The organism is Methanolacinia paynteri (assembly GCF_000784355.1).
In the GTDB taxonomy this organism is placed as follows: Archaea; Halobacteriota; Methanomicrobia; order Methanomicrobiales; family Methanomicrobiaceae; genus Methanolacinia; species Methanolacinia paynteri.
This window is the reverse complement of record NZ_KN360939.1, coordinates 134,917-160,640: the sequence shown is the minus strand read 5'-3', so window position 1 is coordinate 160,640 and position 25,724 is coordinate 134,917. Positions and strand designations below refer to the sequence as shown.

At 47.7% G+C, this 25,724-nt stretch carries 21 protein-coding genes, 2 tRNA genes and 1 pseudogene; 13 read left to right on the top strand and 11 right to left on the bottom strand.

The window, feature by feature from the left end:
* Window positions 1–45 precede the first annotated feature (45 nt).
* Window positions 46–1,464: a carboxypeptidase-like regulatory domain-containing protein gene (locus METPAY_RS10625; protein WP_048152305.1), complete on the bottom strand. Its 1,419-nt coding sequence runs from the start codon at window positions 1,462–1,464 to the stop codon at window positions 46–48.
* A 121-nt stretch (window positions 1,465–1,585) separates the two neighbouring features.
* On the bottom strand, window positions 1,586–4,204 hold the full coding sequence (locus tag METPAY_RS10620; RefSeq protein ID WP_048152302.1) for an MEMAR_RS02690 family S-layer glycoprotein: 2,619 nt from the start codon (window positions 4,202–4,204) through the stop codon (window positions 1,586–1,588).
* A gap of 572 nt (window positions 4,205–4,776) precedes the next feature.
* Between METPAY_RS10620 and METPAY_RS10615 the strand changes: the two genes are divergently transcribed.
* Window positions 4,777–4,849: transfer RNA gene (locus tag METPAY_RS10615), tRNA-Gln, on the top strand.
* A gap of 66 nt (window positions 4,850–4,915) precedes the next feature.
* Here METPAY_RS10615 and METPAY_RS10610 read toward each other — a convergent pair.
* Genes METPAY_RS10610 through METPAY_RS10600 form a run of 3 tightly spaced genes read right to left on the bottom strand, consistent with a single transcriptional unit; the run spans window position 4,916 to window position 7,113 of the window.
* A complete protein-coding gene (locus METPAY_RS10610; protein ID WP_048152299.1) occupies window positions 4,916–5,623 on the bottom strand; it encodes a DUF1614 domain-containing protein in 708 nt (235 codons plus the stop codon).
* Between the two features lie 15 nt (window positions 5,624–5,638).
* Window positions 5,639–6,241, bottom strand: a complete 603-nt coding sequence (locus METPAY_RS10605) for a fibrillarin-like rRNA/tRNA 2'-O-methyltransferase (RefSeq protein ID WP_048152296.1) — start codon at window positions 6,239–6,241, stop codon at window positions 5,639–5,641.
* Window positions 6,238–7,113: an NOP5/NOP56 family protein gene (locus METPAY_RS10600; RefSeq protein WP_048152292.1), complete on the bottom strand. Its 876-nt coding sequence runs from the start codon at window positions 7,111–7,113 to the stop codon at window positions 6,238–6,240. Before METPAY_RS10600 ends, METPAY_RS10605 begins: the two co-directional genes overlap by 4 nt.
* Window positions 7,114–7,225: 112 nt before the next feature.
* Here METPAY_RS10600 and METPAY_RS10595 point away from each other — a divergent pair, with 112 nt between their 5' ends.
* Window positions 7,226–8,152, top strand: a complete 927-nt coding sequence (locus tag METPAY_RS10595) for a calcium/sodium antiporter (RefSeq protein ID WP_048152289.1) — start codon at window positions 7,226–7,228, stop codon at window positions 8,150–8,152.
* 19 nt (window positions 8,153–8,171) lie between these two features.
* Here the strand turns inward: METPAY_RS10595 and METPAY_RS10590 are convergent, their stop codons facing one another.
* Complete coding sequence (locus METPAY_RS10590) at window positions 8,172–9,377, bottom strand: tripartite tricarboxylate transporter permease (RefSeq protein ID WP_048152286.1); 1,206 nt, start codon at window positions 9,375–9,377, stop codon at window positions 8,172–8,174.
* 103 nt (window positions 9,378–9,480) lie between these two features.
* Between METPAY_RS10590 and METPAY_RS10585 the strand changes: the two genes are divergently transcribed.
* From METPAY_RS10585 to METPAY_RS10555, 6 genes and pseudogenes are all read left to right on the top strand, one after another.
* Complete coding sequence (locus METPAY_RS10585; RefSeq protein ID WP_048152517.1) at window positions 9,481–10,176, top strand: uroporphyrinogen-III synthase; 696 nt, start codon at window positions 9,481–9,483, stop codon at window positions 10,174–10,176.
* Complete coding sequence (locus METPAY_RS10580; protein WP_048152516.1) at window positions 10,169–11,086, top strand: RNA-guided pseudouridylation complex pseudouridine synthase subunit Cbf5; 918 nt, start codon at window positions 10,169–10,171, stop codon at window positions 11,084–11,086. Before METPAY_RS10585 ends, METPAY_RS10580 begins: the two co-directional genes overlap by 8 nt.
* A gap of 87 nt (window positions 11,087–11,173) precedes the next feature.
* A complete protein-coding gene (locus METPAY_RS10575; protein WP_048152514.1) occupies window positions 11,174–11,578 on the top strand; it encodes a pyridoxamine 5'-phosphate oxidase family protein in 405 nt (134 codons plus the stop codon).
* A 113-nt stretch (window positions 11,579–11,691) separates the two neighbouring features.
* Window positions 11,692–11,777, top strand: a tRNA-Ser gene (locus METPAY_RS10570).
* Between the two features lie 84 nt (window positions 11,778–11,861).
* A complete protein-coding gene (locus METPAY_RS10565; RefSeq protein WP_048152284.1) occupies window positions 11,862–12,833 on the top strand; it encodes an alpha/beta fold hydrolase in 972 nt (323 codons plus the stop codon).
* Window positions 12,834–13,428: 595 nt separating this feature from the next.
* Window positions 13,429–13,677, top strand: a pseudogene (locus tag METPAY_RS10555) (DMT family transporter); the annotation flags it as partial.
* Between the two features lie 8 nt (window positions 13,678–13,685).
* Here the strand turns inward: METPAY_RS10555 and METPAY_RS10550 are convergent.
* Genes METPAY_RS10550 through METPAY_RS10530 form a run of 5 tightly spaced genes read right to left on the bottom strand, consistent with a single transcriptional unit; the run spans window position 13,686 to window position 22,602 of the window.
* On the bottom strand, window positions 13,686–14,660 hold the full coding sequence (locus tag METPAY_RS10550) for a hypothetical protein (protein ID WP_048152277.1): 975 nt from the start codon (window positions 14,658–14,660) through the stop codon (window positions 13,686–13,688).
* Between the two features lie 15 nt (window positions 14,661–14,675).
* Window positions 14,676–16,478: a type II secretion system F family protein gene (locus METPAY_RS10545; RefSeq protein WP_048152274.1), complete on the bottom strand. Its 1,803-nt coding sequence runs from the start codon at window positions 16,476–16,478 to the stop codon at window positions 14,676–14,678.
* Window positions 16,468–18,213: a type II/IV secretion system ATPase subunit gene (locus METPAY_RS10540; RefSeq protein WP_048152273.1), complete on the bottom strand. Its 1,746-nt coding sequence runs from the start codon at window positions 18,211–18,213 to the stop codon at window positions 16,468–16,470. The genes METPAY_RS10545 and METPAY_RS10540 overlap by 11 nt, the downstream gene beginning before the upstream one ends.
* A gap of 2 nt (window positions 18,214–18,215) precedes the next feature.
* Window positions 18,216–19,943: a hypothetical protein gene (locus METPAY_RS10535; RefSeq protein WP_048152270.1), complete on the bottom strand. Its 1,728-nt coding sequence runs from the start codon at window positions 19,941–19,943 to the stop codon at window positions 18,216–18,218.
* A gap of 4 nt (window positions 19,944–19,947) precedes the next feature.
* The gene (locus METPAY_RS10530; protein ID WP_157199066.1) at window positions 19,948–22,602 is read right to left on the bottom strand and encodes a hypothetical protein; all 2,655 of its coding nucleotides are present in this window, start codon (window positions 22,600–22,602) and stop codon (window positions 19,948–19,950) included.
* 296 nt (window positions 22,603–22,898) lie between these two features.
* Between METPAY_RS10530 and METPAY_RS14320 the strand changes: the two genes are divergently transcribed.
* Genes METPAY_RS14320 through METPAY_RS15350 form a run of 5 tightly spaced genes read left to right on the top strand, consistent with a single transcriptional unit; the run spans window position 22,899 to window position 25,695 of the window.
* Window positions 22,899–23,510 carry a type IV pilin N-terminal domain-containing protein gene (locus METPAY_RS14320; RefSeq protein WP_157199070.1) on the top strand — a complete coding sequence of 204 codons (612 nt, stop codon included), beginning with the start codon at window positions 22,899–22,901 and terminating at the stop codon, window positions 23,508–23,510.
* Window positions 23,507–24,070: a type IV pilin N-terminal domain-containing protein gene (locus METPAY_RS14990; RefSeq protein WP_052418780.1), complete on the top strand. Its 564-nt coding sequence runs from the start codon at window positions 23,507–23,509 to the stop codon at window positions 24,068–24,070. Before METPAY_RS14320 ends, METPAY_RS14990 begins: the two co-directional genes overlap by 4 nt.
* Window positions 24,067–24,564 (top strand): type IV pilin, encoded by a 498-nt coding sequence (locus tag METPAY_RS15355; RefSeq protein WP_052418779.1) that lies wholly within the window; start codon window positions 24,067–24,069, stop codon window positions 24,562–24,564. Before METPAY_RS14990 ends, METPAY_RS15355 begins: the two co-directional genes overlap by 4 nt.
* A gap of 22 nt (window positions 24,565–24,586) precedes the next feature.
* The gene (locus tag METPAY_RS14305; RefSeq protein ID WP_052418778.1) at window positions 24,587–25,168 is read left to right on the top strand and encodes a type IV pilin; all 582 of its coding nucleotides are present in this window, start codon (window positions 24,587–24,589) and stop codon (window positions 25,166–25,168) included.
* The gene (locus METPAY_RS15350; RefSeq protein ID WP_052418777.1) at window positions 25,165–25,695 is read left to right on the top strand and encodes a type IV pilin N-terminal domain-containing protein; all 531 of its coding nucleotides are present in this window, start codon (window positions 25,165–25,167) and stop codon (window positions 25,693–25,695) included. The genes METPAY_RS14305 and METPAY_RS15350 overlap by 4 nt, the downstream gene beginning before the upstream one ends.
* The last annotated feature ends 29 nt before the right edge of the window (window positions 25,696–25,724 follow it).

Sequence of the window (25,724 nt, the reverse complement as noted above, 5' to 3'; positions counted from 1 at the left end):
AAATATATTTTCAGGATATTCTAAAAAAATGAATAAATTCAATTATCAGAGACTTCCTCCGTCTCTGCCGCCGGGATATCTCCCCCTTCCTCTTCTATCCCTCTTTCCTACAAATTTCAGGGCATATACCACAATTACGACAATAACTATCAGCACAACGACTCCGCCTAAAAGTGCGGTATTGAATGAGCTCTCCATTGTCAGTGTTATTGTCATCTCAGTGCTGCCTAAAGGCACGTCTTCAGTCTGTGTTAAGTCTTTATAACCGTCCTTAGTAACCGAAAATGTATAATCCGAATCTGTCAGAAGCTCTGTAGTAATAGTACCCTGTGAGTTTGTCGATCCAATGCTTTTTCCGTCAAGAATTACGGATGCACCGGAGATGGCATTATGATTACTGTCTTCTACGACTACGGTGACATCAGCCCGGATGCTCTCCATAGTAGCGACAATATTATCACCCACTCCATCGATTAGAACTGTCTCCTCCCAGTCAGAATAGCCGGTCTTCCTTATTTCGAAGGTATGTTCGCCGGCATTCAGATTTGTGACGTCGCTTTGGCCGTAATCATCGGATTTGCCGAAATAAATGTCATCGATATAAATCTCTGCCTCTTCAATAGGAACTTTGTTGGAGTCATATACGGCTATTGAAACCGGGTACAGCGTCTTTGATATCGAAACAGAATATATTATATCATCGATGCCGAAATAGTGAGTGTCTGTGTAAGACTGATATTCATCAACCTTAATCTCGATATAATAAGATTCCTCATGATCCAGATATACGTTCAGACGACCCTCACTGTCTGTTACACCTTCAAGATCGCCGTCTATATACACTGAGACTCCGTCAAGCGGAAGTCCGCTCTCGGATTCGGTGACCTGAAATATTACACGATCGTTTCTCTGGAGCAGATAGTCTACGTCCATTGAACTCTCGTCCATCTCGACTTCCCTTTCAATGGAATTGTAATTGTCCTTTTTGACAACTACGATATACGTTGAACCCGTGTAAACCGAAAATTCAGCAGAACCATCGTCATCCGTCGATTCACTGTCATCTATGTCATCTCCAGAGACCTTAACAATTGCATCCTCTATCGGTTTGAGAGTATCCGAATCCAGAATATTTATTGTTAAAGATCCGCTCGCTCTTTCAAGTTTAACGTCCAGTGAAGTTCTGGTATATGACACCATATCTGTCCAGTAGTCATATCCGTCTTTTTTAATAGTCACCCTGAATTTTTCACTCTTGGAATGGGTATATTCATATTCACCATCAGAATCCGTTTCTCCAACATAAGTCCCTGCAATATAGATAGAAGCATCTTCTATTGCTGAGCCATCATAATCATCAGTTACAGTTATTGTAAGAGTTGTTGTGCTGGCTGAAACCGGGGGTATCAGAAAAAGCAGGATAAAGAAGATAAAGCAGGCTGCAAATATTCGTTTATTATCCATATTTCTAATTTAGACTTAATATAAAAAAAATGTTTCTTCAAAATATAAAATTCATATCTCAGAATTTTATGTTATTGAATAAATCCTGAATTTAATTTAAAGAAAAAAAAATTTGATGAGTTTATTCTTTCCTGAGAACAAGTGCAGCTACTGCGCCAAGTCCAATCAGTGCGACAAGAGCTCCGAATCCGGGTGCTGCTGTCTCTGTTGGTGTTGCCTGGGTTGCAGTTGCAGTTGTTGTTACAGGTCCGGACGTCGCAGTTGCACTTGGTGTAGGTGTCGACGGACCGGGTGTCAGGATGTTGAATGTTGTTGTTGCAGTTGCTGTAGTCTCGATAGACTCAACGTTAACAATATACTCATCTGCCTTGAATGACGATGCATCTACATCCATCGACCATTCGTTGTAGGTTGAACCTGCAACGACCTTTACGGTCTCAGACTGTCCGGAGAATTCTCCGCTCTGTGACTTCTGTGTCGCTGTGAATGATGAGGATGTTACTTCAACAATAAGGTCATCGTCGACTGCGAGGTTGGTTGTACCCGAAATTGTGAATGAGTCACCAACGTAGTGGTCTCCGACTGTGTTGATCCTGATCCAGGGCTCTTCTATAAGGAATGTGAGCTTCGTGTATGTATCATCGATATCAGCCGAGTCAATCATTTCTATAAGTGCCTCTGCTGCATCGGATCCCTGAAGTTTGTTGTCTCCGCCCCAGATTACAAATTCTGAGTTGTAGCCAGTGTTGGTGGTCGCAGAGTAAGCACTTGCGACAGGTGCTTCTACAACATACGTTGGGTTAGTACCGGATGTGAAGACGTTAAACTCGTCGTTGTACATCGGGTGCTGGACGACTACGAAGTACTGTCCGCTTGCGAGATTCTTCGTGTCTCCGCTTCCGAACTCATACTCGAATGATCCATCGTCATTGACGGTCTCGGTTACCATTGCATCGCTGTTGGTAGCCTCTCCGTTCCAGTAGTTCTTTCCAAGGATCCAGATTGCTACACCCTGTGTGGGGTTGCCTTCTGCTGTTCCGCGGATGTAAAGCTTGTCACCCTTTGCGACTGTTGATGCTGAAACTGTTGCTGTAACGAACGGCTTCTTGACAACAATAGAAACGGTGTCATACTTTGTTCCAGAAAGGTGATCCTTGTCGTAAGGTCCGTTGACTGCATATACAGTGTATGTACCTGCATCAAGACCTATCGTAGAAGTCTCAAGCTTGTACTCCCATGTATTGTCAACGTTTACAGCCTTGCTTACAAATGAGCTTGCATTTTCATTGACTACTGCAACCGATGGTGTAGCAAGATTTGCACCGTTGTCTGCAAGGTTAGGTCCTGTAATAAACAGATAGACATAATCTGAATCGGTGTCAGTACCGGAGAATGTGATCTGTTCACCAAGATAATATGAACCGTCGCCGGATGCTGTAATCGTAACTGATCCCTTCTCGACTGTAACCTTAACGGTCTCGTAAAGCTGGGTGTCGGTCTCACTTTCTACACGGACAGTGTATGTTGCTGCCTTTGTGTTGGGAGCAGTTGTAATACCGATTGTGATTGTACCATCTTTACCGGTCTTTGCTTCTACAGCATAGGGGTTATCTACTGTCGCGGTAGATCCAACGTCTGACCTGTTGTTTGCCACGTCAGAGTACATCTTTGTATTACTCTTGTATGTGTAGTTAAGGCCTGTGTTGATTTCCGCAGAGATGTTGTTGTTCAGGAAGGTTACATCATCCTGACCAGTCTGGAACTGTGGCGGGATGTCAGCGGTAACTGTATCGCCCGAGCCATTACCATAGTTGTATGAATTCGTGCCTGAGATCCAGACATAGTATTTCGTGCTGGGCTTACCATCAATCGTTACTGAAAAGTCATTGTTGCGGACAACAGTCTCTTTATCAGCTGTAATTGAAACGGTATCCTTATCCAGCTCAATGGTTCCAGTCTCGGAAACTGTCTCTCCGGTGATTTCACCCAGGTTGTCCTTCATTCCGTTGACATTAGACTTCGCAACTACCTGGTATGTTCCGGCAGAGTACCTGCTTATGCTAAGCTGCCAGGGTGTCTGAGTACCGGATGTGGGTTTTGCCGCCTCGGAAATCAGGTAATACTGAGAGGATGATGGCTTAACACCTGTAATTGTGGTAGAGTTACCGGAAGCGTTTATCAGCTGAACGAGAGTTGCCCCGCTGGGTGTGATAACGTTGAGGTCGATACCTGCTGAGTAGTTAATGCCGGAGCCAGCATCATTACGGGAAAACAGCGAATACATATTGCTGTCGACACGTAATGTAACATTGTCTCCCGTAATTACTTTCTTTCCTGTGACATCGGTTACTTCATCATCAGTAACGTCCCAAATTGAAATGTCCAGAGTTGGCACGTATACATAGAAAGCAAGGCTTGCACCATTCGGCTGTGCACCGGTATAGTTGTACCATGAGCCTTCATATGCTGAAAACATTCCCGGATTTACATAGAAAGATCCGTTGTCGCCTACAGAGTATACAATCGCAGGCTGATCTGTTGATGCAGTTGAACCTGATGCGAACCATGCGAGCTTAGATGTGTTTCCCATTGCAGGTGCAATGTTAAGACCGGATTCTCCAACGAATATCACATCGCCGGTAGTAATGTTCGGAGCATATACTCCTGCAGATGCTGAACCTACTGCCATTGCTGCGAGCACCATTAGAGAAACCAGTGCTAATGCAAATTTTTTCGTCATTTAAACCTCCTTAAATAATTCCTTTTCAAGGATCAGGCAATCAATCGTATTTCGACAGATGCCGAATACTGATTCACCTTGCCCCATACTCCGAACGACGGAATATATAGCAGTATTTGTGGAACACATAATATATCCTTTGTGGTTGAAAACTCGAAAGGCGTAATATAAAGACACTAAAATTGAGAGACAGAGTGCCCTTATTTTCACATTTTTTGGAGGTGGTTGAAAACCCGGCCGAAACGACCATCATAAGGCAACTGCATTTCGTCAAACAGTAATCACTGCAATCCGGAATTTACAGCCTTAGTTTCATTATATAATCATATATTCCCAATAGATATTAAATGCGCTGGGATAAAGAGTATGAAATTAAAAAATAAACCATTAGAACAGAGTATTTCTATAAAAAAAATAATTCTGCAATTATTTGTATGGCACTTTGAGACACCCCCCCATGATAGAAAATACGACAAGAACACAGACCAATGCTGATGAACCGGAATCACCCCCGGACCTGATTCGTCAGGTTAATTAATACTTACAGCAAAAATGTAATGGCACAATTAATTAGTCCGGTAGTGTAGCGGTCAATCATGTGAGACTCTGGATCTTGCGACAGCAGTTCGAATCTGCTCCGGACTATTCTTTCTTTTGTTTTTGATCTCAAATTAAAAAATAAGACCAGGATTTATCAGTTAATTTTCGGTTTTAGGCAAGAAGAGCTGCTATTATTCCAGTTAAGAAAATACCGTCAAACGTTCCGGCACCACCTATCGACACCATATCCGCACCGACGGAACTCATTTTCCGCAGATTAAGGAGATCTGCACCGATAAGCGTCCCGAGAGTTCCACTTACATAGGCAATCACCGGAGCAGCCCCGGAAATCCCGAATGAAAGCACCAGACCGCAGATAAGAGCGGACAACGGTGGGATCAAAATCGGAATTCCCACCCCAACTCCGGGAACGGGCTTTGCTACAAAATATGAAACTGCAGCTACAATCATAATTCCGGCCAGCGATGAAAACAGGATACCAGACCTTTCCTGGAAGATGAATACCCTTGCAAGAAGATATGTAGAAACCAGAAAAGGCACAACTGCCCCACCTATATTTACGGCAATTATCGTGATTCCACCGGAAAATTGCGGGCGGTACCTGAAGTCCATCAACCGGCCGTGGGGAACACGGATCACTTCAGGGTCCGATTTGATCCTCATGACTGGAATATTGAAGAAACTTCCTGCGATCGTTGCAACGAGTATCAATAATATTCCTGCCAGCCCGAAGCCCAGTTTCGAAAATGCACTCCCGATGAGTCCGAGGAAAAGGAGGGGAATCATCAGAATAAGGATTACAACAAGTGCCGCTATCAAAAGGAGTGAAAACGGGGTCAGGTAGATCAGGCGTTTCATAAACCTACCTGCAGTTCATACATGCCTGCAGACAATACATGCATGGTCTTTATGATATGGCTTCAACCAGCAAGAAAATTCAATTTCAAGGCCGGATGACTCGATAATTGTTTTGGAATCCTCGAAGACGCTCTCCGGAGTTTCACATACATCCACGCTCCTCGTCTTGAGCATGAGGACAAGAGTTCCGCCTTTTTTCAGGAACGGGAGATTTGAAACGGCAATCTCGGCCTGGTTAGGCTGGGCGACATCCTGGTAGATCATATCGACCTCGCTCACAAAGGCTGCATACTCGACAGGCCGGGTCGCATCGGCCATTATGGGGACTATATTTTTTCTCCTATCGGATACTTCGATCAGGTCCTGCATAGGTCTCGGTGCAAACTCTACTGCATATACAGTCCTGACATAATCTGCAAAATGGGATACGGTCGTGCCGTTCGCAGCCCCAAGATAAAGGACATCCCAGCCGCTTTCGAGATCGATGCCATCATATATTCTGGCGAGTGCGGCGAATTTACTCCTGTACGGATCCCATACGCGATATCCCTTAAGCATCTTCTCGCCGTAGACTCCGCCTTTTCCTTCGGAGACCAGAACACTGCCGATCCTGATCATTCGACATCGCCTCCGGCTCCGCCAAAGACAGCATCGATCCTCTCCTGTGCCTTTTTGAGAAACTCCACGTCCGCTTCGCCCCTGAAATAATCTATCCTGGCGGCAATACCGAGTTTGCCGGCAACTACCCTCGCAACCTTTCCCCTTACCGCCTTATCGGCGTTGTGGACACGCCTGTGCTGGAAGATTATCCCGTGCTTGGGAGAGGGGGTTCCGCCTTTAAGGTGCGTAAAAAGTGCACTCTCAGCCCCGGTAACCTGTATCGCAGAGGCCGGAAGGAATGCAAGCTCCCTGAGCCCTCCGACAGAGGAGATCAGGCGTGCAGCAACAAGGCCGCCGACGATCTCGCTGCAGTTGGGGGCCACTTCTACAGCTTTTCCTGAGATCTCCTTCATCAGGCGGGTTCTTTTATCAGAGAGGGCGTCGATCTCTGCAGCAATCGATGAAAGGCCGGATCTCTTCTGCCGCCTCATCATTCCGATTACCTTCTTCTGGTTCATATTTTTGTATTTTCTCGAAAAGTCGGGGTTCTTTACTATATACCACTCCATTCCTCTCTCGACAAGGAGGTTTATCACGTGGTCGAGTTCGTTGAGCATCCGGACCATCTGGATGAGTTCGATATCCCCGGAGCTGTAATATTCACTTATCTTTTCGCGGGCAAGAGCAGCGGTGACCTTACGAAGCTCCGCGATGTAATCCTCACGGGATGAGAAAACACCGCACTCAACTGCTGTCTCCGGTTCAACCGGGACAAAATTATCCATCTCAGGCTCAAGCGATCTGCACCTTTCTATAAGCTCATTGGTTTCCCGTGAGAATGGTATGCATTCCCCGCCATCTGTTATATCCCCGAACCAGTATCTCTGCATGACAATACATTAATCGATAAGTATCCTATTTAATTATAGCATCTGAAATCAGAAAGAATATCGCGTAAAAACGTAAAAATTAAGCATTAAATAGAAATTTAAGTGTTCAGCCATGATTATTGACATATTGCTCTTCATTGCAGGCCTGGCATTCCTGATTAAGGGTGCAGACTATTTCGTTTCGGGAGGTGCCGGGCTTGCGGCAAGATTCGGGGTATCGCCGGGAACGATCGGGCTTACGGTAATTGCATTCGGAACTTCTCTCCCCGAGTTTGTCGTAAGTCTCAATGCCCTTGCAGAAGGGAGTTCCGGCATCGCACTTGGGAACATAATAGGGAGCAATATCGCCAATATAGCACTTGTACTTGCATTATGCGCCGTAGTCGCCCCGGCAATCCTCTCCTGCAAAGGATGCCTGAGAAAAGATCCGATAGTAAGCGATTACCTGATGATGATTGCTGCAACAGTGATATTCCTTGTATTTGCGTTCTTCAGCCCGCTCGGCATCCCTGCAGGAGTCGTTTTCCTTGCTGCATTCGCTGTGATAATATACCACCAGTGGAAGAAGGGCAAAACCGACAGCGAGAAGATCGAGGCTCACGGAAACCTTGACTATATATATATCGCCGGTGGAATTGCGGGCGTTGTAATAGGTTCAAGGATACTTCTTATAAGTGCGACCTCGATAGCCCAGACTTTCGGTATTTCGGACTATGTTATCGGCATCTCGATGGTTGCCGTCGGAACTTCACTGCCCGAACTTGCGACATCTCTTGTTGCAGTGGTCAGGGGGCAGCACGGGATATCGATCGGAAACATCCTCGGGAGCAATATCTTCAACCTTCTCTTCGTTCTGGGTGTCGGATCACTTGTCACACAGGTACCGGTTCCGGACTATTCTCAGGTGCTGGTGATGGCCGGATTCTCCGCGGCCGCAATCCTTCTCTTTACGAAGTCAAAAGCTGCAACGAGGGCCTTCGGGTTTGTTCTGCTTGCATTATATGCAGTATATATCTACCTTGCATTTACCGCGATCTGAGGAACTTCCCTTTTTTTAGTTACAGCAGGCCGAAAGACCAGCATATCACCGGAAGCATAACGGCACCAATACAAGGAATCCTTCTGATGTTCACGTAATATGGAACAAGTCCGGTCATTGTAGCAAGAATAAGGATAATCAGGCCGAACGGTCCGGTAAATGCAAGACATAGAATCGTTACGAATCCGATTACTGCAAAACCAAGCTTCCTTGCATCGATGCCGGAGAAGAGCGAGGCGCTTCCGGATAAGAATATTGTGAGTGTGTATGCGGCAAAGGCGGCCAGTGCACCGGCAAACAGGAGGGTTGTCACCGGCGGGATATCTCCCTGGGAAAGAGCCACCATGACACCGTTTCTGGTTCTCGATATGGCATAAAAAGCGGCAAGGGCTAGGAAGGCATTCGCGGTATTCGCCGCCCCGGTGGCCGTTATGAATCCTTCGCCCTCCTTTTCTATCCTGAATACCGAGGCCAGAACGGCATTTGCCGATGCATTCGACAAACCGGGCAGCCAGCCGACGACAGCGCCTGCAAAAGTTCCGGCAGTCCCGCTCTTTGCGATATCCCGCATGAGGAGACTTACCCCGTTATTCTCCTGCAAGGGCATCTTTCCCTGTTTTGTATGGAGAAGCACCGATATCCCGAAAAGTCCTGTCAGGAGCGGCATCAGGAAGGATGAATCCCCGAGAGTGTTCCACGAGAGCCAGCTGTACCTGAACGTGAGCAGGCCGAGTATGCCGGATACCATAAAGACGGCAAAGGACCACTCGGGAGATTCGGACTGCAGGATCAGGATGCCTGCGAACGTAATGAGTATGATTCCTATCCACCAGTCGATATAGCCCTGGAGAGAAGGGAGAAGAAAATAAAATGCGGCGAAGAGCGGCAGGGATATTGCAGTGCCGAACGCTCCGCCGATTGCAGAGAGGCGGACCGCTTCCCCTGCCCTTCCCTCGAGGCACATCCTGTGCGAAGGAAGGACTGATATGGCCGTATCTGCGTCCGGCACCCCGAGAAATGCCGCAGGGACGGCATCAAGGAATGTATGAGTTATGAGTGCTGAGAACATCGATACGGCAAGTGCGGCCGGGCCGGCGATGACAAGAAGAGCCCTCTGCACGGATAAAAGAATTCCGGCCATTGTATTGGCGTGTATGCCGGGAATAAGGCCGCTTATGGTCCCCAGGACCACCCCTATCACAACCCCGGCGATTATATCGTACATCAGTCCCCCAATGATTATTCAAACCCGGATATTGAAAAACACAGCGGTTTTGCCCGGCCGGATTGACAGATTATTTAATCTTATATCTCTTAATCTCTGGATAATGAGGATTGCAGTCACGAGGCTTCGGGAAAAAGCCGGGAAAGATGCCGAAACCTGCAAAAGATACGGGCACGAGTGCTATATCGTATCGCCGCTTAATGCGAGGGTCTACGAGAAGGCGGTCATGGAGTTCGTATCGGCGGCAAACAGGGACGAGTTCGACTGCATCTTTTTTACAAGCGCACTTCCGGCGCAGGTCATTGGTCCGCTCCTCCAGGTCCGCCCGAGGATGGTGGCGATTGGACCCCAGACTGCAAAGACACTGACCGAAATGGGATTCGACTGTGAGACTCTTCCTGACTTTTATTCGAGGGACTTTGCACCATATCTCGGCGACTGGATCAGGGGAAAAAAAATAGGAATTCCGAGGGCAGATGTTCCTAATCCACAGCTTATCGATTCCATAGAAGACAAGGGGGGAATCGCGGCAGAGACGCGGATCTACGGACTTGAACCGACGGGCGAAAAGCTCGACCTGGATGGTGCCGATGCTGTGCTCTTCACAAGTGCCGGCTCGTTCAGGAATGCAGTATGGGACAAGGATCAAAAGATCTTACGGATCGCTATCGGGGATGTGACAGGAAAGGCGATGGACCTTTCGGGGTGTCCGCCGGATGTGACAGGTGACGGGTCGCTTGCCGGGACTCTTGAAGCCCTGAACAAGTATCTTGAAAGCGGGGATATGCAAAGTGACTGAATTCATAGATCCCGAACTGAATTCCGCACTGAACTGCGGGGTTGTAGTGCTTGACAAGCCCCAGGGGCCGTCAAGCCACCAGGCGGCTGCATGGGCGGCTGAGATCCTCGGTGTCAATACCGGACAGGGGGGGACTCTCGACCCGATGGTATCCGGTGTTCTGGTACTGATGCTCGGTCGGGCGGTCCGGCTCGCTCCCGTTCTCCTGAACCACAGGAAAGAGTATGTTGCCCTAATGAGGCTTCATAAGAATGTCCCGGAAGAGAAGATCAGGACTGTCGCGAAGGAGTTTATCGGCCGCCAGTACCAGAGGCCCCCGAAGATGAGTGCGGTCAAAAGACAGCTTCGTATACGTGAAATATACGACCTGGAGATCCTCGATATCGACGGAAGGCTTGTCCTGATGCGGGTCGAATGCGAGGCGGGGACATACATCCGCCTTCTCTGCCGCCACATCGCACTTGCGATGGGATCAGGGGGACAGATGGTCGAACTCCGGAGGACGAAATCGGGGCCGTTTACCGAGGATGAATGTGTAACACTGCATGATCTAAAGGATGCGGTTGAATATGCAAAAGAAGGGAACTCCGGGCCGCTGAAGAAGATGATCCTCCCGGTCGAGAGGCTCGCCGGCAGTCTCCCTAAGGTCGTCATCAGGGACAAGGCGGTGGATGCGATCTGCCACGGTGCGATTCTTGCTGCGGTGGGCATCCTCGAAAAGGACAACTATAAGAAGAACGCCCGTGTAGCGGTCATGACACAGAAGGACGAGCTTGTCTGCGTCGGGAAGGCGATCGTCTCCTCCGAGGATTTCGCGAAGAGCGATACGGGGTTTGTCATCAGACCGGAGATCGTCATTATGGAGCCGGGCACATACGAGAAGGGCTGGAAGACGAAGAAAAGAGACTGAATACTGCCGGATATTACCGGAAAACATTCTTTTTGCAAAGTTATAACTATCCTGACCGTTTATCTCTCAATGAAAGGAGTGACGAATATGGTAAAACTTACAGACAATATACTCGAAGCAATGGGAAATCTCAAGACGTTCTACCTTGCGACAGCTTCAAAGGACGGTGTCCCGAACGTAGCGCCGATGGGTGCGGTCTTCGTCAAGGACCCGGAGACGATCTGGATCCAGGACAACTTCATGATGAAAACGCTTGCAAACGTCGAAGAGAACCCGAAAGCGGCACTTTCCGTCTACGGTGCAGGTGCGAAGGGCTGCTTCCAGATAAAGGCGGACGTGACCGTCATGAAGTCAGGGCCCGAATTCGCCGAGATGAAGGCACTTATCGAGAAGATGAAGCCCGGCCTTCCGGGAAAGAGCCTCTTAGTCCTGAAGGTGACCGGCGTCTACCAGTGCATGCCCGGACCCGAAGCAGGAAAGAAACTTCTCTAAAATCCTTTTTTTACACGACGATTCAGGGGGCAAAATTCCGCTGAAAAACAACACAAAAAACAATAGAGTTATTAGAATACCACTCCAATAATGTGAAGCACTATTCTTACCTTGCTGAGGTAGTCTAGTCCGGTAGGGCGCAGGCCTGGAAAGCCTGTGGGGAACTTTCCCCTCGGGAGTTCAAATCTCCCCCTCAGCGTTTCTAAAAATTAATGCTTAGATTGACAAGTGTGATATAGAAAATTACACATACCTGACTTTAGGAAGTCCTGCTATGCGTAAAATGATAGAAAAAATATATCTGGTAGCCATAATTTTTGCTGCAGTTCTTGTAATATTTTCTGCCGGATGTACGGATAAAACTGGTTTGGACAACTCCCTGTCTGAAAATTCAGATAATTTAACCCTGTCCAAAACGAACAATTCTGTCTTTGATGATGCAGAGCTGCATTATGCAAACGTAAATGGAATTAACATCGGCTACAAACAGGCAGGAGAAGGCTATCCTCTTGTAATGGTGATGGGATATGCGGCAACAATGGATGCATGGGACCCTTCCCTTCTGAATTCTCTTGCAGAAAATTATAACGTCACGATCTTTGACAACAGAGGAACAGGCTATACAGATATAGGTGAAATCACGGCTGAAAACATGACATATGAGACTTATGCTGATGATACCGTTGCACTTATGGATGCTGTTGGCATCGAGAGATCATATCTTATGGGATGGTCGATGGGGACAGCTGTTTCCGAGGAGATTATTCTGAAGTACCCGGAAAAGGTTGAAAAAGCTGTATTGTATGCACCTTATTATAACGTATCATCTTCAGATGAGGAGTACCTGAGGGAATATCTACGGCAGGTAGCTTACGGAGAGGCCAATAAATCGACTGTTATTGAAAACATGTTTCCCAGGGACTGGCTTATCTGTCATAACCCCGATGAATACCTGCCTGCTTCTTCTGAAACACTGAATAAAAACGGAATTATGGCCGCGTATTATGCAAGTCTTAACTGGAACGGCTCACTGAACAGGCTTAATCAAATAGAGATCCCTGTACTTTTAACCGGCGGAACAGAGGATGTTCTAACGCCTCCGGAGTTTTTAAGAATAATGGCAGGGGAGATTGATGGTGCATGGACAGCAGAGTTTAAAGGTGCAGGACACGGTTTGATGTACCAGAATCCTGATGGCCTGGCAAAAACTGTGAATCTCTTTCTGGACCTGGATGAGGATATAAGTTGCTATTAAATGTAGTATAATACTAATTTCGGCTCTGTATAAATCCTCTAAACAAGTCTTCATAAAGCAGTTGAATTGTAAAAATAAGCCAATAAAAACACCACAATGAAAAATCCATTTTTCATACAGTAAACCTTAAATAAATCCCAAAATACACCAAAATCGCCGAAAATATCGTCCGCATAGATTGCCTGTATCAGACGATCTCGTCCTCGATCGATGTGAACATCGTCTGAAAAAACAGGGCAATCTCGTGCCGTTATATCAATGCAATCCACAGGCATTTGGCGATAAAAAGCGAGATATGCGGGTATTTTCCAGGGGTGATCGAAACATTCCAAAAAAGGCTAAAATAAGGCCAAAATGAGCGTTTTTTACCATGCCTTTACACAGACAATACATGGACATACCCCCCGGAGAAAGTGAGGATGCTCGCCCATCCTCACTTTCGACTATCGCCATCAGGGGGAGGGTCACAGGGAGGGGGACTTGTTCCCCCTCCCTCTCAATAACCCAGACACAATAATAACCCCTGCCAGTAAAAACAGAAAACATGGTTTTCAATAAAAATTCAGGTGGTCCGGCATGATGCGCTGGCTTTTCCAATATCTACGCCTCGATACTGACCTTCGTCCTCTGGGGGATCTCGTTTACGGTCTTCATCTTCGCCTTAAAGCACTTCGATCTCAGCTTCGCCTACGCGATCTGGGCGGGAATGGGAATCCTCCTGGTATCGATGATCGGGATTCTTTATTTCAAGGAGCCCGCCAGTTCGATGAAAGTCCTCTCAATCATTGTAATAGTAGCAGGAGTCATAATGCTGAACCTGAGCGACGTCCGGGCAGGGGCGTAACAGATTTCTCACCCGGCAGAAACCACGATCTCTGTCTTCTTTATTACGACCGAAAACGGAGACGATGCAATAAGAGTGATTGTACCGCCATCCGAAGATGAATCCGTCTCAACACTATCTATATTATCGTAGGCGAGATCTGCCATGGAACTATTAATTTTTTCAAATATGCAGGTGGAAAATTCAGGTATTAATCCTTCTCCGGTAATATTTTCAAACCTGAAAGAAAGAGTCGTTACATTATCATAAGAAACCGTGTTCTCGCTCGGATCTACTGTCTCGATCTTCAGTGTCGTCATACTATTGCCGCTCACAAAATTATTTTCTCCGGGGATCAGGGTGACGAGATCTATCTCGAGCGAAGTCAGGTTAGAGTCTCCGTCATCCTCAGGATCAAAATCAACAAATGACTTTGCAAATATCGACAAGCCTCCGCTATTCTCAAAATCATCAATTACATCGGCCATCTCGTAATATTCAAGCGGAACCTCGATATCATCCTTTGTCACATTTATGTAGCCATACTGCCAGCTGTAGCCCTGCCCCTCCCAGAACGTATACGACGGCTTAAACTCCGCCTTTACCATCGCGGCAGAGGCAACCGGATCGCCGGATGAGTTGTTGTATATATCAAAGATCGTCCCCGCATCGCTGACCGACAATGTCCCGCTAGACTTCTCCGGGCTCATTATGACATCACCCGCACCAAGCGGGATCGTATGGCCATACGATGCACCTTTCTTCTCGCTAACGATATGCCCGATATCGTTTGAAAAGTCCATGAAAGCCTCCTTTATCTCCGAAACCTGTGCAATTTCGGACTGCTCCTTCAAACCCGGAAGATACTCCGTCGAATAAAGGCTGATGAATGTAGCAACAACCGCCAGAATCAGCATAAGTGCGATCACGGGAGCAACAGCTTCCTCACAAGCCGCTTTCCGGGAAACTTCCCCTGAAACCTTCAACTCTCTTACTCCTTTCATCAAAAAACCTCCATCTCAAAGAATATACACGAAGAGAACGATCGATGCAATCAGAAAGATAATCGTGTGCTTAAGCCCGGCAAGGATGTTGTTTGAGCTCAGCTGTCCGGCCATTATACCCGAAAAGCCGCCGATGATAATCCCCACCCTGAACATGTCGCGGAGATTTCCGGTAATATCGAAGGTAACGTCAAGATCCTCGAAACTCGCGACGAAGGAATCGTTCAGCTGGTAGGAGCAGTAGAGATAGATGCCAAACGAGAGATAGATCACCGCAAGATAGACAAAAGAGACATTGAACCTCTTCGACTGCATCTTCAGGTAGTGATCCAGATCGCTTATTGCAATCGTGAGTATGTCCCTCAGCTGATCGGTAATCTCGCTCGCCTTCACAATAAGAGATATGGCACGCTTGACGGAAACGAGACCTATCCTCTCCTCCATGCGGACAAGTGCACTCGAAACGCTGTAGCCCCACTTCACCTCCCTCGACGCGATCTTCAGTTCGGACGAAAGCAGCCCCAGCTTCGAACTCGACACCATCTCGATCGCGGTCTGGAGCGTCATTCCGAGATCCTTCATATCCGCAATATCCCTAAGGAACTCCGGCATCTGGGCCTCGACCCTCCTCGTGTACATCTTCCTCGATTCGTACGCAATCGATACCGGAAGAACGAGGGCGATGACGAAGAGGCAGATGAAAACTTCAAACGTGAACTCCGGAAAGATTGCCGCAACTCCCCCTGAAACATACTGCCACGCGACAATCATAGAAAATGCCAGCCCGAAGAAGAGCCCGACCTGGTAGTCGGATATGTAAAACCTGAACGGGTCTCTCAGGATCTTTTCGATCGCCAGGAACTTCTTCCTCTTCTCAAGGCCCTTGAAGAAACCGGCATCATACTCATTCTCGGTTTTCTCTTCGATGATTTCGTCGGTAAACTCGGTCTCCCTGATCTCCTGGTGCGAGATCGTGAGGTTGTCGCTTGGAAGAAGGTAGTAGAGGATCATGATCAGCGCTATCGCACCCAGGGGAAGACCGATATACATGAGCGGCATTATCCCGCCGAGCTGCCCTTTTCCCGAGAGATTTTGCGCAACCAGCATTATTATAAGCGCAATCGGCCCTGCAACAAAGGCGGTAACATACACCTCCGCAATCATCTCCATAATCTGGAGAGTCGCCTCCAGCTCCTGCCGGGCAAGCTCCCTGTAACTGTCAGACCGCGAATTGAAGAACTCCTTAAGATTTCCGCCGGTCCTGAAAACCAGAGCCAGATCATTTAAGAGATCTGCAAAATTCTCCGATGGCGTTATCTTCTGCAGGTTTCTCATGGCCGTCAGGAGATCCTCCCCGAAGATTTCGACATCCCTGACAATCATCCCGCATTCATGTGAAACCTCCCCGTAAAGATCCTCTGCTTCAAAGACACTCTTAAACAGGGAATACAGGGTGACATTCGTCGAAAGCGCCTCCATATATGTAAGTGCATATGGAAGATCGATATCTATCCGGGTCTTCCTACCGGCTGCAACAAGAGAAGGGTAGTAGAGCAAAGCGGCAAAAATTGCAGACACGGCGATTACGAATACCAGCAGCTGGGATATCGAATACGGGAGAAAAGGCAGAAGGTTTAACTCCACTCCGAATACGAGAAGAAACAGCTGGACGATAAGAAGTGCAAAGGCGCTGAGAAGCGTAAGGATAATACAGAAATGAAGATAGAGGCCTGGATTGATCGGAAGCCGGGCTCCCTTAAGCGATCTTCCCAATTTTTTTACATCCAGGAGCGACTCGACGAACGTATTAATCTGCATTGTATGTCTTCTTCCTCAGCTCGTGGATGAAATGCGATATCTCGTTGATATCGTAGATCTTCTTCTCGCAAAGCCGCTCAAGAAGCCTCTTTCTTATATCGATCTGTCTGCTGAGCTCCTCGTCCGTCCAACCATGGGTATATGCGATGCTTTCAAGAACCCTTGATTCCGAATACTTCTTCTCGAATATATCGGTCCTGAGATCCCATTCGTAAAGCGGGTTCCAGCGGATCGTACCTTCGTCGGCATACATCTCGTTCAGCGAAAGGCAACGCCTGTACCCGATGCCTGCATTGAACTGCAATCCCTGTATAAGCATAAGATCAAGTGCGCCGAACATGACAGGGGGAACGTTGATCGGGTCGTGCGTCAGCCTGTTTATCGCCTCCCTCACACCGCCTGCATGCAGGGTCGAAAATGTCGTATGGCCGGTATTCATCGCCTGGAAAAGTGTCTGGGCCTCCTTCCCCCTCACTTCGCCGACAATGATGAACTCAGGCCTCTGCCTGAGCGAGGCCTTGAGAAGGGTAAACATGTCCACGTCGCCCATATCGAAATTCTTACCGCCCTCACGGGTTACGAGGGGAAGCCAGTTCTTATGGGGGAGCTGAATTTCACGTGTATCCTCGATGGAGACCGTCTTCGATACGGGAGGGATGAAGAAAGACGCTGCGTTCATCGTCGATGTCTTGCCACTCGCCGTTCCCCCGACGATGATCATGCTCTTGTTGTTCTCGACACACAGCCAGATTACTGCCATGAGCTCGGAGCTGTAGGTGCCGAGTGTAATGAGGTCGACCGGAGTCATCGGGTCTGCCTTGAACTTGCGTATTGTGAACGAACTGCCCTTGGAGGAGATTATGTCGCTGTATGTAAGCTGTGCCCTCGAACCGCCGGGGAGGGCTGCATCGACGAGAGGAGTCGTAAGAGACATCTGTTTGTCGGCCTTTTGTGCGATCTTAAGAGCGTATTTGTTAAGCTCCTCGTCACCGAAGGTGATGTTCGTTGCAAGGTTGGCATATTTCCGGTGATATATGAAGATCGGCATGTCCTTGCCGTTGCAGGTGATATCCTCTATATTTGCGTCCTTCATGAGGGGATCGATCTTCCCGTATCCGGCAAAATTGCGTTTCAGGAAATATATCAGGATCTCAAGCCTGTCGTCCGGAATTTCGGGATCGAAGGATCGAATGATTCTTTTAACCTTCCTTTCCTCGAATGCCACTTCGTCCTTCTGGTGCGGGGACGTGTAGATCAGAACGTTCCTTAACTCTTCGTAGGTCTCCTCAAGAAGCACGAACTCTTTCTCGCTTACCTTCGGTTCGACGATGACATATTCGAGATCCATCTCCCAGTTTTTCATGATCTTAACGTAGGTAAAAGGGGGAACCAGCCAGTACCTGTCGATTACCCACCCCTCTTCCTCGGGAGCGAGAGGAGGAAGCGGCGGGGTCTCTGCATAAGGGTCATGAGGAAGCAATTCTTCGACGGGATCGGTCTCCCCTGCCTTCACCTGCTTCAGCATGCCGACAAGCATGGACAAAGTATCATTCGAATCCGGGTTGCCGGATTTTTCCTTCTTTCCTTTAAGAGAATTAAGAAAATCATCCAGTTTCCCTGTCAGCCTGTCTTTGAGCGGGGGGGAAGATGATTCAACAGGATTTGTTTCAGCCCCAGGGGATGGTATTTCCTCAAAGGAATATGCATTCTCCCCGGGAATTTCTGTCTCATTCATTATCAGGCCGCTCCACTGCCATGCACCTGGATGGAGATTTCAGCTTCGCAGTTCCTTACAAAGACGGCAATGTAGAAGTTTCCGGTTTCATAGAAAGGAAGATACTTTACGTTCTCCTGCCCGGTCTTATAACCGTAAGACATCTCCCCTGCGAGTGTTGCCGTTCCGTTATCCTCGTCCACCCTGAAGACTGCAATTCTTATATCGGAAAATGAGGATATTTCATCAAGATCCCTGTCGGGAGGATCTACCGGCCGGGCAACACATTCTATTCTCCATGCCGACGGTGGGGAGATATAGATCTCGTTCGATTTAGTGTAAAGCAGCGTGGGCTCGGCGATCTCGTAATTTATGACATTGAGATACCATGTCTGGTCGTAATAGTTCACATTCGTATCGTACCATACATCCTCCCAGTACTCGTCCTCCAGGGCGTTGTTAGCCTCACTGATCTCGTCCACCAGGCCGACAGGCCCGGGCGGGAGTCCGAGCACCTCGGAAATACCGGCCTTAAACTCCGTATCAGATATATCTTCCAGTGGAGACGGCCTCCTCAGCAGTGGTGTCATAGTGGAGTCTATTTCATCGTCGCGGGTGATCGTTATGTCATTTTCAGGGTCGATCAAGGTGTCGAATATTTCGGGTTCGGTCTTTGAAAGCTCCCCGGGGATCTCGCCGGGAAGTACGGACGAGTTAAGTACGTCTATATATACATACGAATCCCCGGCAACCCAGGATGCATTTTCAATCCTGCATAAAACCGGCACCATTCCCGGCCGGGAAGTGAAATTTTCGGGTGTTTCCAGTGTAGCAGCAGGAATATTCCATGAAACTTCTCCGGCGGCAGCTGTCTGTCCGTCAGAATATTCGACAGTTCCGTTTCCTTCAAAATAACCGTATTTAGGTTTGAAACTCTGCATGGATGGTATATTGAAGGTACCTGCCTGGATGTAGCAGTTCACGTTGCCGGCAGGCACGCTCCGGAGAACCGTATAAGTCTTACCATCCGTTCCCTCTTCGCACCTGATGCCTATTGCAGGATATTCCCATATCATCTGACCGCGGTCATACTGGTCGGGATAGACCATGATCGCAACAGGATAACCCATTTGATCAAGAATTGACGCAGCAAGGATACTCATATCCTCCCGGTCGCCCTTGCCTTCCCATACTGTTTCGAGCGGGTAGCGGTAGCTGCCGTCATTCGCCGTATTTTCAAAGTCTCCCGGTCCGAACTGCTCAATGCAGGCAATTGTATTCATTATTGTGTCGTAATCGCCCCATCCGTTCTCCACGGACTGTTCCAGTATATAATTTGACAGTCCCCTGACAAGCCTGCCATCACCGTCTGTTACAATATATTCGGTGATAACATCGCCTGTCTCTTCACCGGGAACAGATCCGGCCCGTTTTGCTTTGAAAGAATTGTATGTCGAATTTTCGATTGTGAAGCTTAAGGAGAACTGTTTATCCTTATATGTCCAGTTAAAATCTACGACTTTTTCATCGGAATCTTCATTTGTACTTTGTGATGAGTTTTGGGTTCTGATCGTCGACGAACTTTCCGTAGCTGTAGATAATGAATTCGGACCTGAGGTTATACTTCCGGATTCATCCCCTCCAAGAAATCCTGCGACCTTAAGGCCGATAATCGCACCCACAATGACTATACCGATAACGATTGCAATTGTAATTTTGGAGAGAAGGTCCTGGTTAATCGCGAGATCCATATCTTCACCTCCTCTTTGAATACAATAGTGCACAGGCAGTAAACGACAGGGACATTACGTAGAACAAAGGCCCGAATCCTGATGCCTTTGTTGTGGGTTCCTCAGTAATCCGGGTTGTTGGAGAACGTGTATAATATGATGTGGCAACGGTGGTGACCTTTGCAGTAGTAGATTGTGGCCGGGCAGACAGTCCCTCGCCGACATTCTGGCTTGCTGAGACCTGTTCTTTATCGTAGCCCTCTTCATGCAGGGTAAACAGGAAGGGCTTTTCGAACTTGATCTCTTCGCATTTTATTACGCCTACATAATCCCCAGGTTTCATCTGTGCGGAGATGTCTGCAGGAATTTCAAAAGAAAAACTCCTTGAGTCCTGGTCGACAGTATTTCTTCCCGGGTGCGTGCTGCCGCTGTAGACCCTGTATGTGCTCTGGGTCTTTCCGGAGTAATACATATCAGCCTCATAGACTGCCAATGTCATACTGTCCCCTGAAAGATCGATCTGGTTGTACGGGTAATCGAGTGAGCATTCAAGGTTTGTAGTACCCGTGATGGGCACTGCCTCCCCAACCTCGTAGTCAATGACCGGATCTACATTTACCCTCGCTCTTTCTATGACGAATTTCTGTTTAACCATCGTGTCGTCGATGTAAGGCGAATCGAATGCTTCTTCAATTGCGGCAAGTGCCGAATCCGACTGAAGCGACGAGAAATCGATAGTCTTTCCGCTGGTCGTGACAATTGTCGTTATTGTTCCGGAATAGGAGTTTCCTTCTTCGGGAAGAACATCGAAAACCTGGTTGTTCATAGGGTGCTGGTATATAACATAAAAGCTGCCCTCGCTCATGTTATCGGAAAAACTCCGGGGAAGATTCAGGCCCGAGTACCCGGGAAAATCGTTTTTTTCGGCAAGTTCGCTCAACTGTTCTGCATCAGTGCTGTCCGAATCTACCTTCAGGAGAGGAAACTGAGTATATCCTGTATATTTGAAATTCTTCCCTATGATATAGTAGCGGATTGTACCGGTATATGAAGATTCGTTCGGGCTTCCTCTTGCCGACCAGAGAGACACTATATGATCTCCCTGGGCAAAAAATCCTGGAGCTTCTTCAGGGAATTTGACATTTATCGAGGCGTCGTTTAAATCTACAAAAAGATAGTCTTTGACCTCCTCTTCAGAAAGCCCTCTGCTTTCATAGCCGACAGGCTCCGTAGTTGCAAAAATTGTGTATGTCCCTGAAGAAAGACCTGTTTTTCCCGTATCCCAGTCAAATGAAAATTCCTGCTGACCGGCGGAAATCTTCACCGAATCAAATGTGGAGTTGTCGCCGTCTATGACCGCAGTTGATGGACTGGAGGGTTTCACACCGTTTGAATCCAGATTGTAGCCTGTAATATAGAAATAGACATACATATCGCCACTCGCAGGGGCTGCGAGTGTTCCTTCTACCGGAATCGTATCGCCGAGACAATAATACTGGTCGGCACTTAGCGGGAGATCGTATAGCTCGATGTCCTGGCTTGTCCCAGGTTCTACCATGATCCAAGCAGTCGTATAGGTATCAGGATTATTGGTTTCGTAGATCTTAGGATAGAAATTCCTGGTGGTGCGGCTGTAATCGCCTCCTATTTCAGGAATATTGAGCTGGACTCTGACGGTTCCGCTCCAGTCCGGGTGTACTGTCGCATTGTATTTATCAACATATATATCATAATTACCGGAAGATGGAAGTTCGGGTTTCCCCTCCATTTCATCCTCGATCGAGATTGTATAATATGTGTACGGCCTCCCTCTGATTGTCAGGGTCGTTGAATCGCCCATCTGAACTGTTGATGGTGATGCCGATGCTGCGAGGGTGTAGCGGACGACATCGAAATCATAATCTGCAGTATAAAAAGAGTTCTGACCGTTATATGCAGTAAACTCCATGACATATGACCCTTCCTCCGGATTCAGGTTCTGGTCTCCGATGCTAAATGCAAGGGTATTATTGTTTCTAGTAGGGTCTTCCATCAGATCCATGAGTGAGACGGAATCGCCGTCCATATTCGTAACTCTACTCAATTTAAGGCCGCTGGCAGTTTTGAGACTGTATTCATACCACGGGTTGACAAAATTCCCGTTGTTCAGGTTCGTCGAGTCGATTTTGAACTGGACGTTCATATTGAGAGGAATTACAGCAGGTGTTTTGGTGTCGGTTGTCGCCGGATTCACGTCGGTCCCAAGTGCCGTTCCTGTCCGTATTTCTATCCCCCCGTCCGGTTCGGAGACAATGCAGATTGAATTTCCCCACGAACCGTTATAGAGTTTAAACGGCCTGTCAAGGTACGTCGACAGGACATTGAGCCGACCTGAGAGCACAGCTTCGGCATCCAGTGTCTGCATGGCGAGTGCGCCGGAAGATCCGCCATCGCAGGCGAGCCAGAGGGGCGCCTCAAGAGGCGGCGTAGTCTGGAAAGTAGAGAAATTGAGACCTCTTTCCCCGTTGAACACAGTATCGCCGGGATTTACTCCGGCATTTGATCCCTCAGGAGAAGAATATCTTGCGGATGCTGGTACGGTTATTAAAATGCCGATAACGACCAGTATGACTAAAAATACGACTCTCCCCTGACTCTTTGCTTTCAGGACCCTCATAAATGTACCCGGATTAACTTCCATGTAAGGTTTGCAGCACTAATAAAAAAAATTTGTTTTTTATAAACTATATTTGGCAATGCTCGGGAATTCTCAACACCCACATTGCCACCCCGACGCCAGTAAAAATAAAAATTTAACCTTAATTCCTCATTTCGACTGAAAATGATACAAAAAAGATGAATTGGGGCAATATGGTCAGTTTCACTATATTTATCAACCATCAAAATATAATAAAAAAACAACTCTTATCAAAAAAAATTGTTAAAAAACAATTTGTGTTGGTTTGGGAAAAATACCTACCTTTGGTGGTATCTGGTATGGAGAAGAAGCATAGAGATTTTAGTTCGGAGGCTGTTTCTCCCGTGATAGGGGTTATGCTGATGCTTGTCGTGACGATAATTATCGCCGCGGCGGTCTCGGCATACGCGGGAGGTATGGTCTCTGACCAGAAGGAAACACCAACTGCGCAGCTTGATGTGGAGTTGAAGAGTGAAGGAACATATCCGAAGCTTGTCTTCACGCATCTCGGGGGGGATTCGCTGGACACGAGTGAACTGAAGATCATAACCTATTTCCACGACATCACCCGCACAATTGACGGAACCACATTGACAGGGATCTACAAGCACACAACCGACGGCTCTCTCAATCCTATGGACCCGGAAAACTACTTCGATGCAGCGGATTATGAGACAGGCAACGGATCTCTCATTTCCAACAACGGGTACCCGTGCACGATATCGAACGGAGAGCCAGTCAAATACTGGGGCAACTCCACCATGATGCCGGGCGACATCTATACAACGATCGATCAGGCATCGCTCAGAAGTGTCATAACCGTTGGAACCGTCGGTGACGAGCCGATCGAGGTTGAAATCATTCACATACCGAGCGGCAAGACGATCTTCAGCGGAGAGGTGATCTATTGACAAAAAGAGCATTTCATGAAAAAGAAAGCGGGGTATCGCCAGTCATCGGTGTAATGCTGATGCTCGTAGTGACCATCATTATAGCGGCAGTCGTCTCGGGATTTGCCAGCGGACTCACGGATTCGTCAACAGACACACCCGTAGCCACGTTCGAGTTCAAGGTCTATTCTGCATATGTCATTGCCAGCACCAATGGCGATATAGCACCATATGTAGAGGCAACTATGAAAGGCGGTGAGGCGATCGATACGGCAGATCTGAAGATCGTGTCCTATCACGAGGATGAAAACGGCACACTCTGTTCTTATGAATTTACAAAATCAGTTGTTACACGCCCCGCCCATTACACGCCGAATGCTTTTCTGAGTTTTACAGGGACAAGTACCGACAATTTCTTCGGGGAAACCGGCTGTTACTGGCACACAGGTGAGAAATTCACCGGAGGTCCGGGATATCTCCTTAATGTCGCACACCCCCAGGCAGGCAAGAAGATCGAGATTAACATGGTGTATGAACCGTCCAACACGATCATCTGGTCGGATGAGGTGACCGTCATATGAAATTGAGAACCGAAGATGCAGTCTCCCCGGTCATAGGCGTAATGCTGATGATCGTAGTGACCGTGATTATCGCCGCAGTCGTCTCAGGTTTTGCCGGAGGATATTCTGATGAGGATCGAAAGGCCCCGACAGCAGTAATTTCATGCAGGGCAACAGACAACAAACTCCTTTTCACCCATGAATCGGGAGACTTCGTGGATCTGGTGGACTGCAACATAATACTGACAAACGGCGAAGAGACAAGGAGTTTTGCAGGCATATATAAGCTCGAAAAGGTTAGTCCACGTGGATCTACTTCAAAGGACACACAGATCACCACCGGCAACCAGTTCTACCTGACTGCAGACAATGACGGCAGCGGAAGCGGAGTCGACGGTGCATACCTCGGCTGGGATGACCCTGATTTTTACCTGACAATCGACGAGATCGGGACCTACAAAGTAATAGAGAGAGAGAGCGGACAGATCATCTCTGAAGGCGTTATCGCCATATAAATTAGGAATTCAAGGTGAAAATATGAAAAAAATGGAAATAAGAGAAGATGCAGTCTCACCAGTTATCGGCGTGATGCTGATGATTGTCGTGACCGTAATTATCGCCGCCATTGTTTCGGGATTTGCAGGAGGAATGAGCGATAACCAGAATGCAGCACCAACTGCGGCGATACAATGCAATATCGTGAAAGAGGATGCGGACAATGTAGTGATGACTTTAAAGCATGTCTCGGGGGATTCCCTCAAGACAGCCGACCTCAGGTTCTATGTCAGCTACATAAACTCGGGAGGCATCCCTGTTCAGAACAGGTCGCAGGGGGTCAAGGTAGAGAACGCATTTACCGATTCTGAAGGGAATATCGTGACCGCAAGAGTTCCATATCTTACCGATGTCAAAGTAGGTGACGTAGGAGATGACGACACCAATTACGGGAACTTCATCTGGAACCCGGGCCAGATTATCACGACAGGCAACGGGGATGGATTTGCAGCAATTACCGGTCTTGATCCGGAAGAAGTAGAAATCGGCGATATAATCGGCATAAGGCTCGTAGACACAAATTCCCAGAAAGCAATCTTTGACAAGGATGTGAGAGTACAATGAGAAAAATTGCAGCGATACCCGAAGATGCAGTCTCCCCGGTCATAGGCGTGATGCTGATGATTGTCGTTACTATAATAATAGCGGCAGTCGTATCGGGATTTGCAGGAGGAATGAGCTCTACAGAGAGCAAAGTACCGAATGCGGCATTTACGGTCGATCCCGATCTGGACGGCAACGGGACGATCATGTTCAAACACACCGGCGGAGACGAACTCCTGATAGATGAGGTCCTTGTACAGTTAGAGTACGATGACAAGAGTATCACTTTGTCGAACCTCGACAATATGACAGGCCCTGATTACGACTATCTCACCGAGATGGGCGGCGATGCGGACGGTTTCATAACCGGAGGCGACAGGATGGTCCTCACTTGCGACGACAACGATGCCTCGAACAAAACGTTCACATTCAGGCCGGAAACTGCAGCAGTTAGCTTTACAATCCCGTACTATGCACACGTCGGTTACATGATACTTGACAAGGAGAGTGCAAAGGCGATCCAGACAGGAGAGTTTGTCCTGAGATAAGAAACGCCAGACCCTGCATATTGTGGCAG